At 69.0% G+C, this 17,529-nt stretch carries 16 protein-coding genes; 14 read left to right on the top strand and 2 right to left on the bottom strand.

Translation table 11 applies throughout. The features are described from left to right. The first annotated feature begins 77 nt into the window (after nt 1–77). Nucleotides 78–1,109, top strand: coding sequence for an N-acetyltransferase DgcN (gene dgcN / locus F6X38_RS15065; protein WP_150970989.1), 1,032 nt, complete (start codon nt 78–80; stop codon nt 1,107–1,109). A gap of 66 nt (nt 1,110–1,175) precedes the next feature. After that, on the top strand, nt 1,176–1,658 hold the full coding sequence (greA, locus tag F6X38_RS15060; RefSeq protein WP_150970987.1) for a transcription elongation factor GreA: 483 nt from the start codon (nt 1,176–1,178) through the stop codon (nt 1,656–1,658). Nucleotides 1,659–1,706: 48 nt separating this feature from the next. Here the strand turns inward: greA and F6X38_RS15055 are convergent, their stop codons facing one another. Continuing rightward, entirely contained in the window at nt 1,707–2,156 is a 450-nt protein-coding gene (locus F6X38_RS15055) for a cupredoxin domain-containing protein (RefSeq protein WP_246191364.1), read from the bottom strand. A gap of 117 nt (nt 2,157–2,273) precedes the next feature. On the opposite strand from F6X38_RS15055, the gene F6X38_RS15050 reads away from it, so the two are divergent. The 7 genes from F6X38_RS15050 (at nt 2,274) to F6X38_RS15020 (ending at nt 11,677) form a co-directional block, all read left to right on the top strand. Beyond that, on the top strand, nt 2,274–2,867 hold the full coding sequence (locus tag F6X38_RS15050) for a cytochrome b (protein WP_150970985.1): 594 nt from the start codon (nt 2,274–2,276) through the stop codon (nt 2,865–2,867). Nucleotides 2,868–2,954: 87 nt separating this feature from the next. Next, the gene (locus F6X38_RS15045) at nt 2,955–3,707 is read left to right on the top strand and encodes a substrate-binding periplasmic protein (protein WP_150970984.1); all 753 of its coding nucleotides are present in this window, start codon (nt 2,955–2,957) and stop codon (nt 3,705–3,707) included. Nucleotides 3,708–3,731: 24 nt separating this feature from the next. Beyond that, on the top strand, nt 3,732–5,069 hold the full coding sequence (locus tag F6X38_RS15040; protein WP_150970982.1) for a GGDEF domain-containing protein: 1,338 nt from the start codon (nt 3,732–3,734) through the stop codon (nt 5,067–5,069). A gap of 94 nt (nt 5,070–5,163) precedes the next feature. Continuing rightward, nucleotides 5,164–6,192 carry an NAD(P)H-quinone oxidoreductase gene (locus F6X38_RS15035; protein ID WP_150970980.1) on the top strand — a complete coding sequence of 343 codons (1,029 nt, stop codon included), beginning with the start codon at nt 5,164–5,166 and terminating at the stop codon, nt 6,190–6,192. 138 nt (nt 6,193–6,330) lie between these two features. After that, nucleotides 6,331–8,862, top strand: a complete 2,532-nt coding sequence (locus F6X38_RS15030) for a sensor domain-containing protein (protein ID WP_150970978.1) — start codon at nt 6,331–6,333, stop codon at nt 8,860–8,862. A gap of 114 nt (nt 8,863–8,976) precedes the next feature. Then, nucleotides 8,977–10,368, top strand: a complete 1,392-nt coding sequence (locus F6X38_RS15025; RefSeq protein ID WP_150970976.1) for an MFS transporter — start codon at nt 8,977–8,979, stop codon at nt 10,366–10,368. 40 nt (nt 10,369–10,408) lie between these two features. Then, entirely contained in the window at nt 10,409–11,677 is a 1,269-nt protein-coding gene (locus tag F6X38_RS15020; RefSeq protein ID WP_150970974.1) for an SLC13 family permease, read from the top strand. On the opposite strand, the gene F6X38_RS15015 is transcribed toward F6X38_RS15020, so the two are convergent. After that, nucleotides 11,664–13,256 carry an ABC transporter substrate-binding protein gene (locus F6X38_RS15015; RefSeq protein WP_150970972.1) on the bottom strand — a complete coding sequence of 531 codons (1,593 nt, stop codon included), beginning with the start codon at nt 13,254–13,256 and terminating at the stop codon, nt 11,664–11,666. The genes F6X38_RS15020 and F6X38_RS15015 overlap by 14 nt on opposite strands. A 215-nt stretch (nt 13,257–13,471) precedes the next feature. Here F6X38_RS15015 and F6X38_RS15010 point away from each other — a divergent pair, with 215 nt between their 5' ends. The 5 genes from F6X38_RS15010 to F6X38_RS14990 are packed head-to-tail and all read left to right on the top strand — an operon-like array spanning nt 13,472 to nt 17,484. Beyond that, nucleotides 13,472–14,482: an ABC transporter permease gene (locus F6X38_RS15010; protein WP_246191370.1), complete on the top strand. Its 1,011-nt coding sequence runs from the start codon at nt 13,472–13,474 to the stop codon at nt 14,480–14,482. Beyond that, nucleotides 14,479–15,384, top strand: coding sequence for an ABC transporter permease (locus F6X38_RS15005; RefSeq protein WP_150970968.1), 906 nt, complete (start codon nt 14,479–14,481; stop codon nt 15,382–15,384). The genes F6X38_RS15010 and F6X38_RS15005 overlap by 4 nt, the downstream gene beginning before the upstream one ends. Continuing rightward, nucleotides 15,381–16,208: an ABC transporter ATP-binding protein gene (locus F6X38_RS15000; RefSeq protein WP_150970966.1), complete on the top strand. Its 828-nt coding sequence runs from the start codon at nt 15,381–15,383 to the stop codon at nt 16,206–16,208. The genes F6X38_RS15005 and F6X38_RS15000 overlap by 4 nt, the downstream gene beginning before the upstream one ends. Further along, nucleotides 16,205–16,972, top strand: a complete 768-nt coding sequence (locus F6X38_RS14995; protein WP_202617986.1) for an ABC transporter ATP-binding protein — start codon at nt 16,205–16,207, stop codon at nt 16,970–16,972. The genes F6X38_RS15000 and F6X38_RS14995 overlap by 4 nt, the downstream gene beginning before the upstream one ends. Further along, nucleotides 16,969–17,484, top strand: a complete 516-nt coding sequence (locus tag F6X38_RS14990; protein WP_150970962.1) for a GAF domain-containing protein — start codon at nt 16,969–16,971, stop codon at nt 17,482–17,484. Before F6X38_RS14995 ends, F6X38_RS14990 begins: the two co-directional genes overlap by 4 nt. Nucleotides 17,485–17,529: the final 45 nt, after the last annotated feature.

The following is a 17,529-nucleotide window of genomic DNA, read 5'->3' as shown; positions in this document are numbered from 1 at the left end:
CCCGGCTTGGCCGGACGGCGCGGATGCGCCATTCCTTTTCCCGAAGCGCGATCGCGAGGCGTGGAGAGGGCAGGACGATGGAACTGAGGCAGCCGTATCTTCTCTTTCTCGGCGACGTGCGCGACCAGCTCGCAGCGAAGGTCGCGCACGGGCTCGTCCACTGGCGGCGGGACTGGTGTGTCGGCCAGATGCGCCTGCCCGGATGCGGCGCCGATACCGGCGTGCCGGACCTTTCGATCGAGGAAGCGGCGGCGAAGGGTGCGCGTACCTTCGTGGTGGCGGTCGCCAATGCCGGCGGCGTCCTCGCGCCGTCTTGGATCCCGCACGTGGTCGCGGCGATCGAAGCCGGCTTCGACGTCGCGTCCGGCCTGCATGTCCGCCTCGCCTCAGTGCCGGAGATCGCGGAAGCCGCGGCGAAGCACGGCGCGGCGCTGCACGACGTGCGGCATGCCGAGCGCGCCTTCGCGACTGGCAAGGGGACGGTGCGCTCCGGCCGCCGGCTGCTGACCGTCGGGACGGATTGCTCGGTCGGCAAGAAGTTCACGGCGCTGGCGCTCGAAGCCGCCATGCGGCGGCGCGGCTGGCAGGCGGACTTCCGCGCCACCGGCCAGACGGGACTCCTCATCTCCGGCAAGGGCGTCGCGGTAGACGCGGTGGTGGCCGATTTCATCGCCGGGGCGGCCGAATGGCTGTCGCCCGATGCCGATCCCGATCATTGGGACCTCGTCGAAGGGCAGGGGTCGCTGTTCCACCCGTCCTTCTCCGGCGTGACGCTCGGCCTCCTGCACGGCAGCCAGCCGGACGCCTTCGTCGTCTGCCACGAGCCGACGCGGCGGGCGATGCGCGGCGTCGAGGCGCCGATCCCCGCCATCGCCGAGGTGATCGACATGACGGTCCGTCTAGGTCGGATCGTCAACCCGGCGGTGCGCTGCGTCGGCATCGCCGTCAACACCGAGAAGCTGGGAGAGGGGCAGGCGCTTACCTATCTCGATCGGCTTGCGGGCGAGCACGGGCTACCCGCGGTCGACCCGATCCGCTTCGGCGTCGAGCCGGTGATCGATCGGGTCGCCGCGGAATTTCCGGCGGTTTCGCCGAGATCCTCGACTTAAGCCTGAACTTCAAAACGACGCCGCCGACCTTATATTTCCCTCGAATATGAGAGGAATCGGAGACCGATGAGCGTCGCTTTCGTCAAGGAGCCGAACGAGGATCAGGTCGAGGTCCTGCCGGAGCGCGAGCTGGGGCAGGATCCCAACATCGTGACGGTGCGCGGCCTCGCCTTGATCGACGGCGAGATTGCCGAACTCGCGCGCCGGCTGGATGCCGCCCGCGCCGCGGACGACAAGGTCGCGATGGCGACGATCAACCGGGACCTGCGCTACTTCCGCGCCCGCCGCGCGACGTCGCAGGTGGCCGAGCCGCGCGCCGACCTCGAGACCGTCCAGTTCGGCAGCTTGGTCACGATCGAGCGCGACGACGGGCGCGAGCAGCGGTTTCGGATCGTCGGGATCGACGAGGCGGACCCCGCCGACGGGCTCGTCTCCTTCGTCTCGCCGCTCGCCCGGAGCCTCGTCGGACGCGAAGTCGGCGATACCGTCAAGGCGGGCAACGGCGAGGCGGAGATCGTCGCCATCGGCAACGAGCCTGCGAAGGCTTGAGGAATGGCGGTGCGTTGTTCCGCACCGCCACCCCGCACTTGACTGCCGTCAGCTCGACGCGGCCTTCACCGTGAACGGCACGACCATGCCGGCCATCACGTGGCCTTTGTAGTTGCAGATGAGTTCGTAGTTGCCGGGTTCAAGTTGAACCTTCAGGTCGCCGCTCTGGCCGGCCTTCAAGCCCTCGACCTCGCCGAGGCTTTTCAGCTTGGATTCGTCCACCTTGTTCGTGTCGGGATCCACCTTCAGTTTCTGCCCGGCCGAGTCGAGCTTGATGACGACCATCTCGTGCGGGGTGTTCTTGGCGATGTTCACGACCTTGAACGTGACCTCGCCGGCCGGCACCGAGGCCTTGTCGAGCTCGATGCTCATCTTGCCGCCGCGTTCGCCGACGAGCTTGACGGCCACGGTTTCCGCCGCGAAGGCCGACGGGGCGGCAACCAGAACGGCGGCCGAAACGGCGAGGCCGGCGGCCATGCCTGTGAGACGGGAAAGCATGTACGGTTCTCCGATCAGGGGTTCGCGGCGAAAGTTTCCGGGCAGCTTGCGCCACCGCGGCCTCCGGCGCACTGTGAACGAGACTTTCCTAGCGCGTTTGCCGGCGGGAGCAACGCATTGACCGAAACGCGCTCCCTTCAAGACGGATCGGACGGCGTCGCGCGGTTGCCGCTGGGGACGCGCATCTTCCACTGGACGACCGTGGCGCTCCTCGCCCTGATGTTCGGCCTGATCCTCGCGGCGGAACAGGCCGGTCCCGGCGATCTCGGCGCGACACTCGTCGATCTCCACCGCTCCGTCGGCCTGACGCTGTTCCTCGTGGTGCTGGCGCGCCTCGCATGGCGCCTGGCGCATCCGCTGCCGCCGCTGCGGCGGCCGGCCTGGGAGCGGCTTCTCGCGGGCGGCGTCCAGGCCGCGCTCTACGTCTGCGTTCTCGCCATGCCGGCGCTCGGCTGGGCGGCGTCGGAAACGGCCGGCGACACGATCCGGCTCTACGGCATCGTGTCGCTGCCGAGCGTCCTGCCGATGGACGAGGATCTCAGCGATCGGCTTTTCCAGCTCCACGGCTCCGTCGCCATCGCGCTCCTGTGCCTGATCGGCCTCCATGCCGCCGGCGCGTTGCGGCACCGCTTCGTGCTGCGCGACGGCGTGTTCGAGCGGATGTGGCTCGGCGGCGAACGTTCACGCAAGGTCAACCAATCCCGGCGATAAACGCGCGCCGGCCGGCGACGGTTACGAACTCTTGGTGTGTGGTTGCGAGGATGGCCGGGTTCAACCAATAGTCTCGGTCGTCTCGCCATGAAGCTTTCGTCCGCAGTCTTCGCCCTTTCCGTGCTTCTTGCGGGCAGCGCCGCCGCCGAAGCCGCCAAGCTCCGGATCGCCACGGAGGGCGCCTACCCGCCGTTCAACTACGTCAAGGACGGCCAGCTCGGCGGCTTCGACGTCGATCTCGCGAAGGCGATCTGCGCCGATCTCGGCGACGAATGCACCTATGTCGCGGTGCCTTGGGATAACATCATCGACGGTCTCGAAAAGAACGACTACGACCTGATCGTCGCGAGCATGGCCAACACGCCCGAGCGTGCGGCTCGGGTCGCCTTCTCGGAATCCTACTACCGCTCGCATTCGGGTTTCGTCGGGGATCCGGAGAAGATCGAGGATTCGACGCCGGAAGCGCTCGCCGGCAAGCGCATATCCGTCCAGAAGGACACGTTGCAGTCCGGCTACGTGCACCGCTTCTATCCGAAGAGCGAGATTTTGGAAGCTCCCGGGACGATGGACGCTCTTCAGATGGTGGTCGACGGCAGAGCCGACGTCACCCTCATCGACGCCATTCAGGTGCTCGACTGGATGCAGTCCCAGGAAGGCGAGAAGTTCGGCTATATCGGCGACCCGGTGACCGGCGAGTACTTCCAGAGCTCGTCGCATATCGCGGCTCGCAAGGACCAGGCCGCGCTGATCGACGATGTGAATGCCTCGATCAAGCGGCTGCGGCTGAACGGCACCTACGACCGCATCAACGCGAACTACTTCCCGTTCAGCATCTACTGACGGGAGGCAGCGAGAGACCGCGGCATGTTCCGGCATCCATTTTCGCTGGTCACGGCGGGGCGCATCTTCGTCGCCGCGTCGGTGACCTACGTCGTGGCGGCCGCGCTGTTCTCGTTCTCGTTCATGCGCGAGATCGAGAACGACGCGCGCTTCACGCGCGAAAACCAGATACCGAAGATCCTGGCGCAGAACGCCAACGCGGTGAAGGTCGAGAAGCTGGCCTCGCTGGTGCATTCCGCCTATCTCGCGCGCGATGCGCGGCTGGAACGCCAGGTCCAGCTCGAACTGCGGGTGCTTTCGCAGACCTTTACCCTGGACAACGACAAGGTCCTGATCGACGGGGCCAAGGCGATCGCGGACGACGTGAAGCGGATCACTTCGCTGCGCGCGGCCGAGCGCGGCGGGGCCGCCGTCGGGGCCGGAGGCGATACGGCCGAGCAGCTCCGCACCACCTACAACGAGGCCATCCGCAAGGCACGGCAGCTCGCCGACTATCTCGTCAACGACTCCGCGTTCGTCGCCGACAACGTCTCCAACAAGATCGAGGCCAACGCGAACCGCATCACCAATTTCTGGATGGCGATCCTCGCCGTTCCGGTGCTCGGCTCGCTGCTGATCTTCTGGATGTTCCGCACGCATGTCGCAGGGCCGATCAACGCGACGATCGACCGGTTGACGGCGATCGGGACGGAAACCTTCAGCGGCGCCGCGCCGCCTGCTCCGCTGTTCGTCGAGCTGCGGATGATCTCCACCGCGGTGGAGACCTACGGCGAGGTTTCCGCCAAGCTCAGCCAGACGAACTCCGTGCTTCGCGCGCTTTCCGTCGAGGACGCGCTGACCGGCATCGGCAACCGGCGCAGCTTCGACGCGATGCTCGACGCCGAGTTCGGCTCCGCCCGCAGCCGCGAAGCCGGGCTCGCGGTGCTGATCATCGACCTCGATCACTTCAAGCGCATCAACGACGAATACGGGCACCAGTCCGGCGACGCCTGCCTGCAGGCGACGGGCCGGATTCTCCGCTCGCACTGCGAGGGCGCCGCGTGCCATGCGGCGCGCTATGGCGGCGAGGAGTTCTCGGTGCTGCTGCCGAACATGAGCGTCGCCGAGGCCGTCGCCTTCGCCGAAAAGCTTCGGGTCGCGATCGCGACGGCACAGGTCGCGCGTGGCGAGGGGCGTCGCCCGATCCGCATGACCGCCAGCATCGGCGTCGCCTCGACCGAGGAGACCACCTTCGCCAGCCCCGGCGCGCTGCTCGACGCCGCCGACGCCGCGCTGTATCGCGCCAAGCATCGCGGCCGGAACAACGTGCAGTTCCATTCCGAGGGCGACGCGCAGCCGCTGGAAACCCGGCGGCATGCCTGATCCCGCTCCCGGCAGCGCTCGCCGACCTTGACGGTCGTCTTTCGCCGCCCTTCCTGTCGAGGTGCGAACGCGACGGACGGGATCGGAATTGGACATGGCGACGGGCGAACTGCCGGCAACGATGACGGCGATCGGCATCGCGGCGCCGGGTGGCCCGGACGCCCTCGTTCCGCAAAGCCGGCCCGTGCCGCGTCCCGGACCCGGCGAGGTGCTCGTCGAGGTCGCGGCGGCCGGCGTGAACCGGCCCGACGTCATGCAGCGCCTCGGCCGTTATCCGCCGCCGCCCGGAGCTTCTGACATACCGGGCCTGGAAATCGCGGGACGGGTCGCGCTGCTCGGCGAGGGGGTCTCGCGCTGGCGCGTCGGCGATGCCGTCTGCGCCCTGGTGGCGGGCGGCGGCTATGCGCCGTTCTGCACCGTCCATGAAACGAATGCCCTGCCGGTGCCGGACGGGATGGATCTCACGACCGCGGCCGCGATCCCGGAGACGTTCTTCACGGTCTGGACCAACGTATTCGAGCGCGGCGGTCTTCGCCCCGGCCAAAGCCTCCTCGTGCACGGCGGCACGTCGGGCATCGGCACCACCGCGATCATGCTCGGCAAGGCCTTCGGCGCGCGCGTCTTCGCGACCGCCGGCTCGCCTGAAAAATGCGCCGCGATGCTGAAGCTCGGCGCGGCGCGCGCCATCGACTACCGGCAGGAGGACTTCGTCGCCGCCGTCCGGGACGCGACGGGCGGCAAGGGCGTCGACGTGATCCTCGACATGGTCGGCGGCGACTACGCCGCCCGAAACCACGAGGCGGCAGCCATGGACGGGCGCATCGTGCAGATCGCCTTCCTGAAGGGCCCGAAGGTGGAGATCGACCTGTCGCGCATCATGCTGAAGCGCCTCGTCCACACCGGATCGACGCTCCGATCGCGAAGCGTCGCCGAGAAGGCGGCGATCGCGAGAGTGCTAGAAGAACGGGTCTGGCCGCTGCTCAACTTTGGCGCCGTGCGTCCGGTCATCCACAGGGTGCTGCCGCTCTCCTGCGCCGGCGAGGCGCACGTCCTCATGGAGGAAGGCTCGCATATCGGCAAGATCGTCCTCACCGTCGACAAGGACGGCCCGGGCGGTCGCTGACCCCCTCCGGCGCCACTGCGATCCAGCGGAACTCCTGCGCTGTCAAGGGGATGCGTAGCCATAGCCGAAATCTTCACGATTGCTCGGCATGATGGTGCTCACCGGCGAGATCCGGGATGTGTGGAATACCGAACTGGCATGTCCGTCGACGAATATCGCGCTGATCCGGGCTTAGACGTGCTGCGCCTCGTCTTCGCGACGAGCGGCGACTGCGTTTCAGTCATCTCGCCCGATGGAACCGTGCTGTCGGCGAACCCGAGTTGCGAAGCCGCGTTCGGCGATACGGGGGCATCGCCCGTCGGACGCCGGTGGAGCGAACTCTGGGCGGCCGAAAGCCGGGCCGAAGCCGGGCGGGCCGTTCTCGTGGCAGGCCGGACCGGCGTCGCGGAGGTCTCCTGCGTCCGGATCGGCCGCGACGCGGCTCTGGAGGCCTGGCGGAGCACCATCGTTCCGGTTCCGCATGCGGGGCAGGGCGCCTCGCGTCTGCTCGTCACCTCAAGAAACATCACCGCCGAGCACGAGGCCGCGCGCGCCCTCGACAGGTCGGCCCGGCTGAACAAGGCGCTGATCGAGGCGACGTCCGAGATCGTCTGGCACTTCGACGTCGCGACCGGCATCACGGAGCGGCGGGGCTGGTTCGAGTTCACCGGACGGCAGGACGACGCCGACGACGCCGACGACTGGCTCGGCTTTCTCCATGCGGACGATCGCGAGCATGCGCAGGTCGCGACCGATCGAGCCATGATCGAGGGAAAGAGCCTGCTGATCGAGTACCGGCTGCAGCACCGGTCCGGCGACTGGCGCTGGGTCGAGGACCATGCGACGCCGCTGCTGCGCGAGGACGGCACGGTCTCGGACTGGGTCGGCATCGTCACCGATATCCACGACCGGCGCATGGCCGACAAGCGCGTCCGCGACAGCGAGCAGCGCCTGCGCCTCGCCGTGGAGGCGACGGGGCTCGCGACCTGGGAACTGGATATGGTGACCGGACGGCAGATCTGGTCGCCCGAACTCTTCGCGATGATGCGGATCGAGCCGGATGCCTCGACCTCGCACGAAGCCTTCGTCGAACGGATCCACCCCGACGACCGCGCGCGGATCCGGGCGGAATTCTCGCTCGCCGTGAACGCCGGGCGGGACGTGCCGCCGAGCACTTTCCGCCTGGCTCTGCCGTCCGGCGAAGAGCGCTGGATCGAAGGCCGCAACCGCGTCTTCCGCGACGCGGCGGGAAACGTCGTCCTCCATATCGGCACGCTTCAGGACATCACCGACCTGAAGCAGGCCGAGCGCCGGACCTGGCTCGCCGCGCACACCGACAACCTCACGCAGACCGCGAACCGCACGCTTTTCCATATCGAGCTCGAGGCAGCCATCCGGAAGGCCGTCGCGGACGGAAGTTCGGTGGGCGTGGTTCTCGTCGACCTCGATCGCTTCAAGGAGATCAACGACACGCTCGGGCTCGATGCCGGCGACGCGATGCTGCGAGCGACCGCGGATCGGCTGAAGGCGGCCTGCCCGGCGGGCGGCACCGTCGCGCGGTTCGGTGCCGACGAGTTCGGGATGATCGTGCCCCTGCCGAACGGCAGCTCGTCGCTGGACGAGGCGGTCACCGCCTGCCTGCCGCTGCTTCGTCATCCGGTAGCTCATGCCGGAGCGACGTTCGAATGCACGCCGAGCCTCGGCTGGGCCGTCTTTCCGGAACACGACCTCGATCCCGCCGCGCTCCTCAGGAACGCCGACCTGGCGCTCCGCGCAGCGAAGGCGGCGGGCCGGAACCGGAGCCTCGCCTTCGATGCCTCGATGCGGGTCGAGGCCGTTCGGCGGACGAAGGTGCTTCAGCGCACCCGCGACGCCCTGGACCGCGACTGCGTCATGCCGTTCTACCAGCCGAAGGTCTCGCTGGCCTCGGGCAAGGTGATCGGCTTCGAGGCGCTCCTCCGGTGGACGGACGACAGCGGGCTGCGCTCGCCGGGCGAGATCGCCGAGGCCTTCGAGGATCCCGATCTCGCCATGCGCCTCGGCTCGCGCATGCTGGATCGCGTCGTCGCCGACATGCGGGACTGGAGCGGCTCCGGCGTGCCGTTCGGGCACGTCGCGCTGAATGTCGGGCCGCGCGAGTTCGCCCGAGACGGCGAAGGGCGCGATCTGGCGGACCGCGTGCTGGCGACGCTTCGATCGGCTGCCTTGCCCGCTTCCGCGCTTGAGATCGAGGTGACGGAGCGCACCCTCCTCGACGACGACGCCAGCATCATCGGCCCGTCGCTGCGCCGTCTGCACGAGGCCGGGATCCGGCTGGCGCTCGACGATTTCGGCACCGGATACGCGTCCTTGACGCACCTGCGCAGGTTCCCGGTGTCCTACCTCAAGATCGACCGCTCCTTCGTTTCACAGATGCTGGTGGACAAGGGCTCGGAAGCGATCGTCGGCGCGCTCATCGGTCTTGCGCGCAACCTCGGCATGGGGGCGGTCGCGGAAGGCGCCGAGACGGCGGCAGAAGTCGCGATGCTGCGCAAGGCGCGCTGCGAGATCGTCCAGGGCTTCGTGTTCGGCAAGCCGATGGCCGCGTCGCGCGTGCGCCACTTCCTGGAAGCCTTCGTGGCCGAAGCGCGCGGTGCCGCGAAGTCGCCGGCCAGACGAACGGCCCGCCGTTCGCTGGTCGCCGTTCGCTAGACCTCGCCGGCCGCGGACGAGGCAGCACCTCTCCCGCCGCCGGCGGGAACTTCCGCCGGCCGGGAGTGTTTGCCGCGAGCCGAACGGCGATCACTCACTGAGCCGGACAAACCCATGAGCAGCATCGCCGTTCCGCGCGCAGCCGCGACGCAATCCAGTCGTCGCTCGCGTTCGGTCCGTGCGCTCGGGGCTGTGAACTTTTTCCTCGCCGACGTGCGCGACGGGCTCGGCCCGTTTCTCGGCATCTTCCTGGTCGGCCGAGGCTGGGACATGGCCGCCGTCGGCCTCGTGATGACGGTCGGCGGGATCGCGGGCATGCTGGCGACGACGCCGCTCGGGGCGCTCGCCGACGCCTCGAAGGCCAAGCGCTTCATGGTGGCATTCTGCGCCGGCCTGACCATCGTCGCCTCGCTCGTCATCCTGTTCCTGCCGAGCTTTCCGCTGGTGGCGGCCTCGCAGATCGCCACCGGCATCGCCGGCGCGGCGATCGGTCCGGCGCTGGCCAGCCTCACGCTCGGGCTCGTCGGCCAGAAGGGGTTGAGCGAGCAGCTCGGCCGCAACGAGGCGTGGAACCACGGCGGCAACGTCTTCGCGGCGGCCGGTGCCGGCTTCTTCGGCTACGAGTTCGGGCTGCCCGCCGTCTTCGTCCTGATGACCCTGATGGCTGTCGGATCGATCGTCGCGGTCCTCGCCATCCGGCCCGGCGACATCGACCACGACGCGGCGCGCGGGCGCGAGCGGAGCGAAGCCGGCGAAGCCGACGCCGAACAGCCCGGGTTCAGCGTGCTCTGGCTGTCGACGCCGCTGCTGATCTTGGCCGCGACGCTGATGCTCTTCCACTTCGGCAACGGCGCGATGCTGCCGCTGCTCGGCCAGCAGGTCGCCGCGCAGCAGATAAACGAGACGCAGGGCAACGCTCAAGCCACGCAGCCGGCGCCCGCTGCCGGGGGCGAGGTCGCCGCGACCGGTCCCGCGCCCGCCACGGCCAAGCCGGGCCGGCCCGCCGCCGAACCTTCGCTGGTGAGGACGCTGCTCGCCGACCCGGTCTCCTACACGGCCGCGACGGTGATCATCGCGCAGCTCGTCATGATTCCCGTGGCGCTACTCGCCGCCGGTTTCGCAGGACGGCGCGGCTACTTCCTGCTCCTCATCGCGGCGCTCGCCGCGCTGCCGATCCGCGGTCTGATCGCCGGGCTGTGGCCGAGCCCCTATGCGCTCGTACCCGTGCAGATGCTCGACGGCGTCGGCGCGGGGCTGCTCGGCGTCGCGGTGCCGGGTCTCGTCGCGCGCATCCTGAACGGCACGGGCCGCATCAATGCCGGCCTCGGCGCGGTGATGACCGTGCAGGGCGTCGGCGCTTCGCTCAGCCCCGCGATTGCCGGCGTGATCGTCTCCCGCTACGGCTTCTCGGTGGCATACCTCTCGCTCGGCGCCTTCGCGCTCTGCGGTCTGGTCCTCTGGCTCGTATCCGCGCCGAAGGTCGCCGCCGCCTGCAGGGGCGAGTGAGCGGGCCGATCCAATCCATCCGAAGGCGGCGTTTGTTGTCGTGAGTTCGAACGTCGCCGTCTGGCTTCTGAGCGCCGCCGCCGTCGCGGGCGTCATCGTGCGCCCCTTCCGCATGCCGGAATGGCTGTTCGCGGTCGCCGGCGCGGCGGCCCTGTTTTTCGCAGGTTTCCTGCCGCTCGCCGAGGTCGGACGCGGCGTGGCATCCGGCACCGACGTCTACCTCTTCCTCGCCGGCATGATGCTGCTCGCGGAAGCGGCGCGGCTGGAGGGTCTGTTCGACTACCTGGCCGCCATCGCCGCCCGGCGCGCGCGCGGCTCGCCGCGCCGGCTGTTCGCGCTCGTCTACCTCGTCGGGACGGTCGTCACCGTGTTCCTTTCCAACGACGCGACGGCGGTGGTGCTGACACCGGCCGTCGCGGCAGTGGCGCGAGCGGCGAAGGCACCGTCGGCGGTGCCCTACCTCCTCGTCTGCGCCTTCATCGCCAACGCCGCTTCCTTCGTGCTGCCGATCTCGAACCCGGCGAACCTCGTGCTCTTCGGCGAGGCGATGCCGCCGCTCGGCGAATGGCTCATGCGGTTCGGCGTCCCCTCGATCCTCAGCATCGCCGCGACCTATTGGGCGCTTCGCTGGACGCAGCGGCGGGAGCTGGAAGGATCGACGAGCCTCGACGTCGAGGTGCCCGAACTCACGCGCGGCGGCAGGATCGCCGCCTTCGGCATCGCGGCGACGACGGTGGTGCTCCTTGCGGCCTCCGCGCTCGGCTCCGATCTCGGGTGGCCGACCGCGATCGCGGGCGTCCTCACCGCGCTCGCCGTGGTGATCGGCGAACGCTTGAGCCCCTGGCCGATGCTGAAGGGCGTGTCCTGGACGACGCTGGTGCTCGTCGCCGGCCTCTTCGTGATCGTCCGCGCGCTGGAACTCAGCGGCCTCGAAAGCGCCATGACCGCGGCCTTCGAGGGGCCGCTCAATGCCCGGCCCTCGCTCGGCGCGCTTCTCGCCGGCGCCGCGACGGCGGTCGGCACGAACCTGACGAACAACCTGCCGCTCGGCCTCGTCGCCGGAAGCTTCACCACCGCGGCGCACCTGCCGCCGCAGGTGGTCGACGCGATCCTGATCGGCGTCGACCTCGGCCCGAACCTTTCCGTCACCGGCTCGCTGGCGACGATCCTCTGGCTCGCGGCGCTGAAGCGCGAGGGACTGTCGTTCGGCGCGTGGCGCTTCCTGCGGCTCGGCCTCGTCGTGATGCCTGCCGCGCTGCTTCCCGCGCTCGCGGCGGTGCTGTTCCAGGGGTGGCTCAGCCCTTCTTGACGAGCCGGTAGAACACGAAGTCCGACACCGCGCCGTTGACGTAGCCGGAGACGTTCTTCGCCATCGCCACCTGCGTCGTCGCCTGCAGCATTACGACGATGGGCGACTTCGCCTGCACCTTGCGCTGCAGGTCGACATACATCGCGTCGCGCTTCTTCGGGTCGGTCTCGGCCCGCGCGGCGACGACTTGCTTGTTCATCTCGTCCGGCACCGCCCAGCCGTTCCGCCAGGTGGTCGTCGCCTGATAGTTCCCGTCGGAATTGTCCTCGTTGTAGGCGAAGGCGCGGGCGTTGGAATCGGGGTCCATCAAGTCCGGCCCCCAGTAGAGCAGCATCGCCTCGTGCGTCCGGGCGCGATACTTGGTGATCACCTGGCTACCCGTTCCCGGCAGGATCTTCAGGTTGATGCCGGCCTCGGCGAAGCCCGCCTGCAGCGACTGCGCCATGTCGGTGAAGGGGGCGGAATTGATGACGTCCAGCGTCACGTCGATCGGCGTCTGCACCCCGGCATCGGCGAGGATCTTCTTCGCCTTGGTGGGATCGTAGGTGAACGGGTTGTCGTCCAGCGAGCCGGGGAAGCCGGCCGGCCAGAAGGCCTGATGCACCTGCATCTGACCTTTCAGGAAACTGTCCGTCATGCCCTTGTAGTTCACGAGATAGCGCGCCGCCTCCCAGACGGCCGGGTTCGTCAGCGCCTCCTTTTTCTGGTTCAGGCTGAGGAAGTGGACCGCCGCCTGCGGATAGGTCTCGACGGTGAACTTGCCCTCCGTCGAAATACGGCCGATCTGGTCCGGCGTCAGGTTCTTCGCCATGTCGACGTCGCCGCTCTCCAGAAGGAGCTGCTGCGTCGCGGCTTCCGCCACGTGGCGGATGATCACCGACTTCAGCGCCGGCGCGCCGCCGAAATAGTTCGGGTTCGCGGCGAGGTTCAGGAGTTCCGCCGGCCGGTAGGTCTTCAGGACGAACGGCCCGGTGCCGGCCGAATTCGCCTTCAGCCAGGCGTTGCCCATGTCGCCGCTCTCCTCGTGCGAGGCGACGGTCGCCTCGTCGACGACCGAGGCGGGGCGGGAGGCGAGGACGTTCAGCACGAAAGCCGGCGACAGGCCGCCTTCGTAGGACAGCGTCACCTTATTGCCCTCCGCCTTCACCTTCGAGGCGAAGTTCTCCGGCGTCCAGCCGAGCTGCGTCAGGAGGAAGGCCGGCGACTTGTTGAGGAAGAGGACCCGCTTCCACGAATAGAGCACGTCCTCCGCCCGGACCGGATTGCCTGACGAGAAGGAAACGCCGTCGCGCAGCGTGAAGGTGATGGTCTTCGCCGCCTCGTCCGCCTGCCATTGCGTGGCAAGGCCCGGCGCCAGCGTCTTCAGGTCGGGCGCGTCGTACTGGACGAGCCGGTCGTAGGTCTGCGTCACGTATTCGCCGGAGGAGAACTCGTAGGCTTCCGCCGGGTCGATGCTGACGATGTCGTCGATGTTCTGCGCGACGACGAGTGTCGAGGCGGGCGTCGCGGCCAGCGCAGCACCGAGCTGGAGCGGTGTGATCGAAAGCGCCGCGATCGCCGCGGCCTTCAGCATTCTCATCACCGTTCTCCTTTTCGAACGCCTTCGCCTGCGTCGAATCCCGATGCCGGCGAGAATGCGTTGGAATAGAGCAAAGCGATTTGTATGCTCCAAGCGAAATCTTCCCCTCGCACGATTCGGGAAGCCGATAAGCCGGAAGGAAACGCGCGCTGGCCTTCGAACCCGATGCCGCCATCACCGCCGCGGCCGCGCCGACGGCCCGGCCGCGGTCGAGGCTGGCGCATCCGAAGGCGGCCGCGGGCTTCGTCGTTTCGGTGGCTCTGACCTTCCTCGGCCTTCTCGCCATCACCTTCTTCATCGGCCGGGTCGTGCCGATCGATCCGGTGCTGGCGCTGGTCGGCGACCGCGCGCCCAAAGCGGTCTACGAGGCGGCCCGCGCCGAACTCGGCCTCGACCGCCCGGCGATCGTGCAGTTCGCATCCTATGTGGGCGACGTCGTCACCGGCCATCTCGGCACCTCCGTCTCGACCGGCCGCCCGGTGGCGGAGGATCTGGCGCGCGTCTTCCCGGCGACGCTGGAGATGGCGACGCTCGGCATCGTCATCGGCATCGCGCTCGGCGTGCCGATGGGCGTCTACGCCGCCAGCCGGCGCGGCAGCCTCACCGATCAGGCGATCCGCATCGTCGGGCTGTTCGGCTACGCGGTGCCGGCTTTCTGGCTGGGCCTCGTCGGCCTCGCGCTGTTCTACGCCAAGCTCCAGTGGGTGAGCGGGCCCGGCCGGCTGGAGGTCTACTACGACGGCATGGTCGAGCCGGTGACGGGTCTGCTTCTCGTCGACAGCCTCCTGGCGGGCGACAGCGAGATCTTCTGGAACGCGCTGTCGCACCTCGCGCTGCCGGCCTCGGTGCTCGGCTTCTTCAGCCTCGCCTACATCTCGCGCATGACGCGCTCCTTCATGCTCGACCAACTCGCGCAGGAATACGTCACCACCGCGCGGGTGAAGGGCCTGCCGGAACGGCTCGTGCTCTGGCGGCACGCGTTCCGGCCGATCCGCGTGCCGCTCCTCACCGTCTGCGCGCTGTCCTATGCCGGCCTGCTGGAAGGCTCGGTGATGGTCGAGACGGTGTTCTCGTGGCCCGGCATCGGCAACTACCTGACGGTCGCGCTGCTGAATGCCGACATGGCCGCCGTGCTCGGCGCGACGCTGGTGATCGGCGCAGTGTTCGTCGGCATCAACAAGCTTTCCGACGCGCTGTATCGCGTCCTCGACCCGCGCGCACGATGACGACGCTCCGCACCTGGTTAAACGACGAGAGCCCCGCTTCGCAGCGGCAGGCGAAAGCGATCCGCCTTTACCGGATTGGGCAGGGGCTCCTTCGTAATCCGCTCGCCGCGCTCGGGGGCCTCATCGTGCTCCTGCTGATCCTCGCGGCGGCGTTCGCGCCGATCATCGCGACGCACGATCCGCTTGCGCAGGACCTCGCCGCCCGCCTCGCCGCACCCGGCGCGGCGCACTGGATGGGCACCGACGAACTCGGCCGGGACATCTGGTCCCGCACCGTCTTCGGCGCGCGGATCACGCTTGGCATCGTCCTTCTCGTCGCGGTGCTGGCCGCCCCCGCCGGGCTCGTGATCGGTGCGGTGTCCGGCTATGCCGGCGGCTGGGTGGACCGCATCCTGATGGGGATCACGGACATCTTCCTGTCGATGCCGAAGCTGATCCTGGCGCTGGCGCTGGTCGCGGCGCTCGGCCCCGGCATCGAGAACGCCGTGATCGCCATCGCCGTGACGTCCTGGCCGGCCTATGCGCGGATCGCACGGGCGGAAACGCAGGTGATCCGCCACGCCGAGTTCATCGACGCGATCCGCCTGCAGGGCGCTTCGGGTTTGAGGGTCGTCGCCGGCCACGTCCTGCCGCTCTGCGCCTCCTCCACCATCGTCCGCGTCACGCTCGACATGGCGGGCATCATCCTCACCGCCGCCGGGCTCGGCTTCATCGGGCTCGGTGCGCAGCCGCCGCTGCCGGAATGGGGCGCGATGATCTCGCGCGGGCGCGCCTTCATCCTCGACCAGTGGTGGGTCGCAACCATGCCGGGCTTCGCGATCGTCGTCGTCAGCCTCGGCTTCTGCTTCCTCGGCGACGGCCTGCGCGACGTGCTCGACCCGAAGACGGGGGCGGGGGCTTGAGCGCGCCGCTTCTGGAAGTCGAGAACCTGCGCATCGCCTTCCGAGGGGCGAACGGCCTGCCCGTCGAGGTCGTGCGCGGCCTGTCCTTCGCACTCGGGCGCGAGCGGCTCGGCATCGTCGGCGAGAGCGGCTCCGGCAAGTCGATGACCGGTCGCGCGCTCCTGCGGCTGGTGCCGCGTCCGGGCGAGGTGGCGGCCGACCGGCTTCGCTTCGACGGCATCGATCTCCTCGCGCTGCCCGAGCGGCGCATGCGCCGTCTCCGCGGCGCGCGCATCTCGATGGTGATGCAGGACCCGAAGTTCTCGCTGAACCCGGTGATGACGGTCGGCGAGCAGATCGGCGAGGCGCTGCGCGGGCAGGGGCGGCTATCGCGCCGCGAGGTCGGATCCCGCGTCCGCGCCATGCTGGAATCGGTCCGCATCCACGACCCGGACCGCGTCGCGCGCCTCTACCCGCACGAGATTTCCGGCGGCATGGGGCAGCGCGTGATGATCGCGATGATGCTGATCCCCGAGCCTGACCTCCTCATCGCCGACGAGCCGACCTCGGCGCTCGACGTCTCGGTGCAGCGCCAGGTGCTCGGCCTGATCGACGATCTGGTACGCCGGCGGGGTATGGGCCTGATCCTGATCAGCCACGACCTCGACCTCGTCGCGAGCTATTGCGACCGCATCCTCGTGATGCGGGGCGGCGAGGCGGTGGAGGAATGCCGCGCCGACGCGCTGGGCGAGGCGAAGCATCCCTATACCCGCGCGCTGCTCGCCGCCGTTCCCCGGCTCGACGAGACGCGCGACGAGCTGCCGGTGCTGGAGCGCCGTTCGTGACGCCGGCCTTGCGTCTGAAGAACCTGTCCGTCTCCTACGGCGCGACGCCGGTGACCCACGGCGTCGACATCAAGGTGGCGGAGGGCGAAAGCTTCGCGCTCGTCGGAGAGAGCGGTTCCGGCAAGTCGACGATCCTGAAGGCCGTCGCCGGCCTCGCGCCGCACTGGACCGGCGCGATCGAGGCCTTCGGAACCCCGCGCGGGCACGGCATCGACCCCGGTTTCGCGAGGGTCTGCCAGATGGTGTTCCAGGACCCCTACGGTTCGCTGCACCCGAGAAAGACCGTCGACGCAGCCCTCGGTGAGGTGCTCGCCATCCACCGGCTCGGCGACCGCGACGGCCGGATCGCGCGGACGCTGGAAGCGGTCGGGCTGGAGCCTGGCTTCCGGTTCCGCTTTCCGCACCAACTGTCCGGCGGCCAGCGCCAGCGCGTCGCCATCGCCCGGGCGCTGATCCCGGAGCCGAAGCTCCTGCTGCTCGACGAGCCGACCTCGGCGCTCGACGTCTCGGTGCAGGCGGGCGTCCTCAATCTCCTCAAGCGGCTGCGGCGCGAGCGCGGCCTCACCTACCTCCTCGTCACGCACAACCTGCCGGTCGTCTCCTTCCTCTGCGACCGGCTGGCGGTGATGCGGCACGGCCGTATCGTCGAAACGGCCGACGTGTCGCTGCTGCGGCAGGGCGCGCTGCGGGAGCCTTATTCGCGCGAGCTGCTGCGCAGCGGCGAGCGCACGGTGGAACGGCAGGAACTGGAAGCGGACCCATGACCGAGCACGAGATCATCGAAGCCCTCGCCGCGTTCGACCGGCGCATCGCCGAGGACGTCGCGCCGGATGCGCTCTGGACGGCGCTGCAGGACCTCGCCCGCCAGCTCGTCGGCGCGAAGCTCTTCACGGTGACGCGCGTCCACATGGCGGAAGGCCTCGTCCGGCGCGAATACACCTCCGATCCCGAAGCCTATCCGGTTTCCGGCACCAAGCCGATCCATCGCGACCGGTATTTCGAGGTGGTGCACGAGCAGCATCGCCCCTTCGTCGCCAACACGATCGCGGAGATCGCGACGGTCTTCCCGGATCACGAAACCATCGCCTCGCTCGGCTGCGGCTCGGTGCTCAACCTGCCGGCGTTCCTCGGCGGCGAAATCATCGGGACGGTGAACTGCCTCGACGTCGAGCACCACTACACGCCGGAGCGGGTGGAGCGCTCGCGACATTTGGCGCTGCCGGCCAAGCTCGCCTTTCTGGCGGCCGACGGTCGCGCCCGCTCCCCTGGCGCTTGACGTCCCGCATTTTGAATGCCTCCCTGTGCCGGCAAGGCGGCGAAG

It is taken from the genome of Plantimonas leprariae (assembly GCF_008802405.1).
Lineage (GTDB): Bacteria > Pseudomonadota > Alphaproteobacteria > Rhizobiales > Rhizobiaceae > Plantimonas > Plantimonas leprariae.
The sequence above is the reverse complement of the archived record's forward strand: the minus strand, read 5'-3'. Positions and strand labels throughout refer to the sequence as shown.

What these genes read in the sequence shown, in the direction of transcription:
- dgcN (WP_150970989.1), top strand. Translation starts at nt 78, where the DNA reads ATGGAACTGAGGCAGCCGTATCTTCTCTTTCTCGGCGACGTGCGCGAC.
- greA (WP_150970987.1), top strand. Translation starts at nt 1,176, where the DNA reads ATGAGCGTCGCTTTCGTCAAGGAGCCGAACGAGGATCAGGTCGAGGTC.
- F6X38_RS15055 (WP_246191364.1), bottom strand. Translation starts at nt 2,156, where the DNA reads ATGCTTTCCCGTCTCACAGGCATGGCCGCCGGCCTCGCCGTTTCGGCC.
- F6X38_RS15045 (WP_150970984.1), top strand. Translation starts at nt 2,955, where the DNA reads ATGAAGCTTTCGTCCGCAGTCTTCGCCCTTTCCGTGCTTCTTGCGGGC.
- F6X38_RS15040 (WP_150970982.1), top strand. Translation starts at nt 3,732, where the DNA reads ATGTTCCGGCATCCATTTTCGCTGGTCACGGCGGGGCGCATCTTCGTC.
- F6X38_RS15035 (WP_150970980.1), top strand. Translation starts at nt 5,164, where the DNA reads ATGGCGACGGGCGAACTGCCGGCAACGATGACGGCGATCGGCATCGCG.
- F6X38_RS15030 (WP_150970978.1), top strand. Translation starts at nt 6,331, where the DNA reads ATGTCCGTCGACGAATATCGCGCTGATCCGGGCTTAGACGTGCTGCGC.
- F6X38_RS15025 (WP_150970976.1), top strand. Translation starts at nt 8,977, where the DNA reads ATGAGCAGCATCGCCGTTCCGCGCGCAGCCGCGACGCAATCCAGTCGT.
- F6X38_RS15015 (WP_150970972.1), bottom strand. Translation starts at nt 13,256, where the DNA reads ATGAGAATGCTGAAGGCCGCGGCGATCGCGGCGCTTTCGATCACACCG.
- F6X38_RS15005 (WP_150970968.1), top strand. Translation starts at nt 14,479, where the DNA reads ATGACGACGCTCCGCACCTGGTTAAACGACGAGAGCCCCGCTTCGCAG.
- F6X38_RS14990 (WP_150970962.1), top strand. Translation starts at nt 16,969, where the DNA reads ATGACCGAGCACGAGATCATCGAAGCCCTCGCCGCGTTCGACCGGCGC.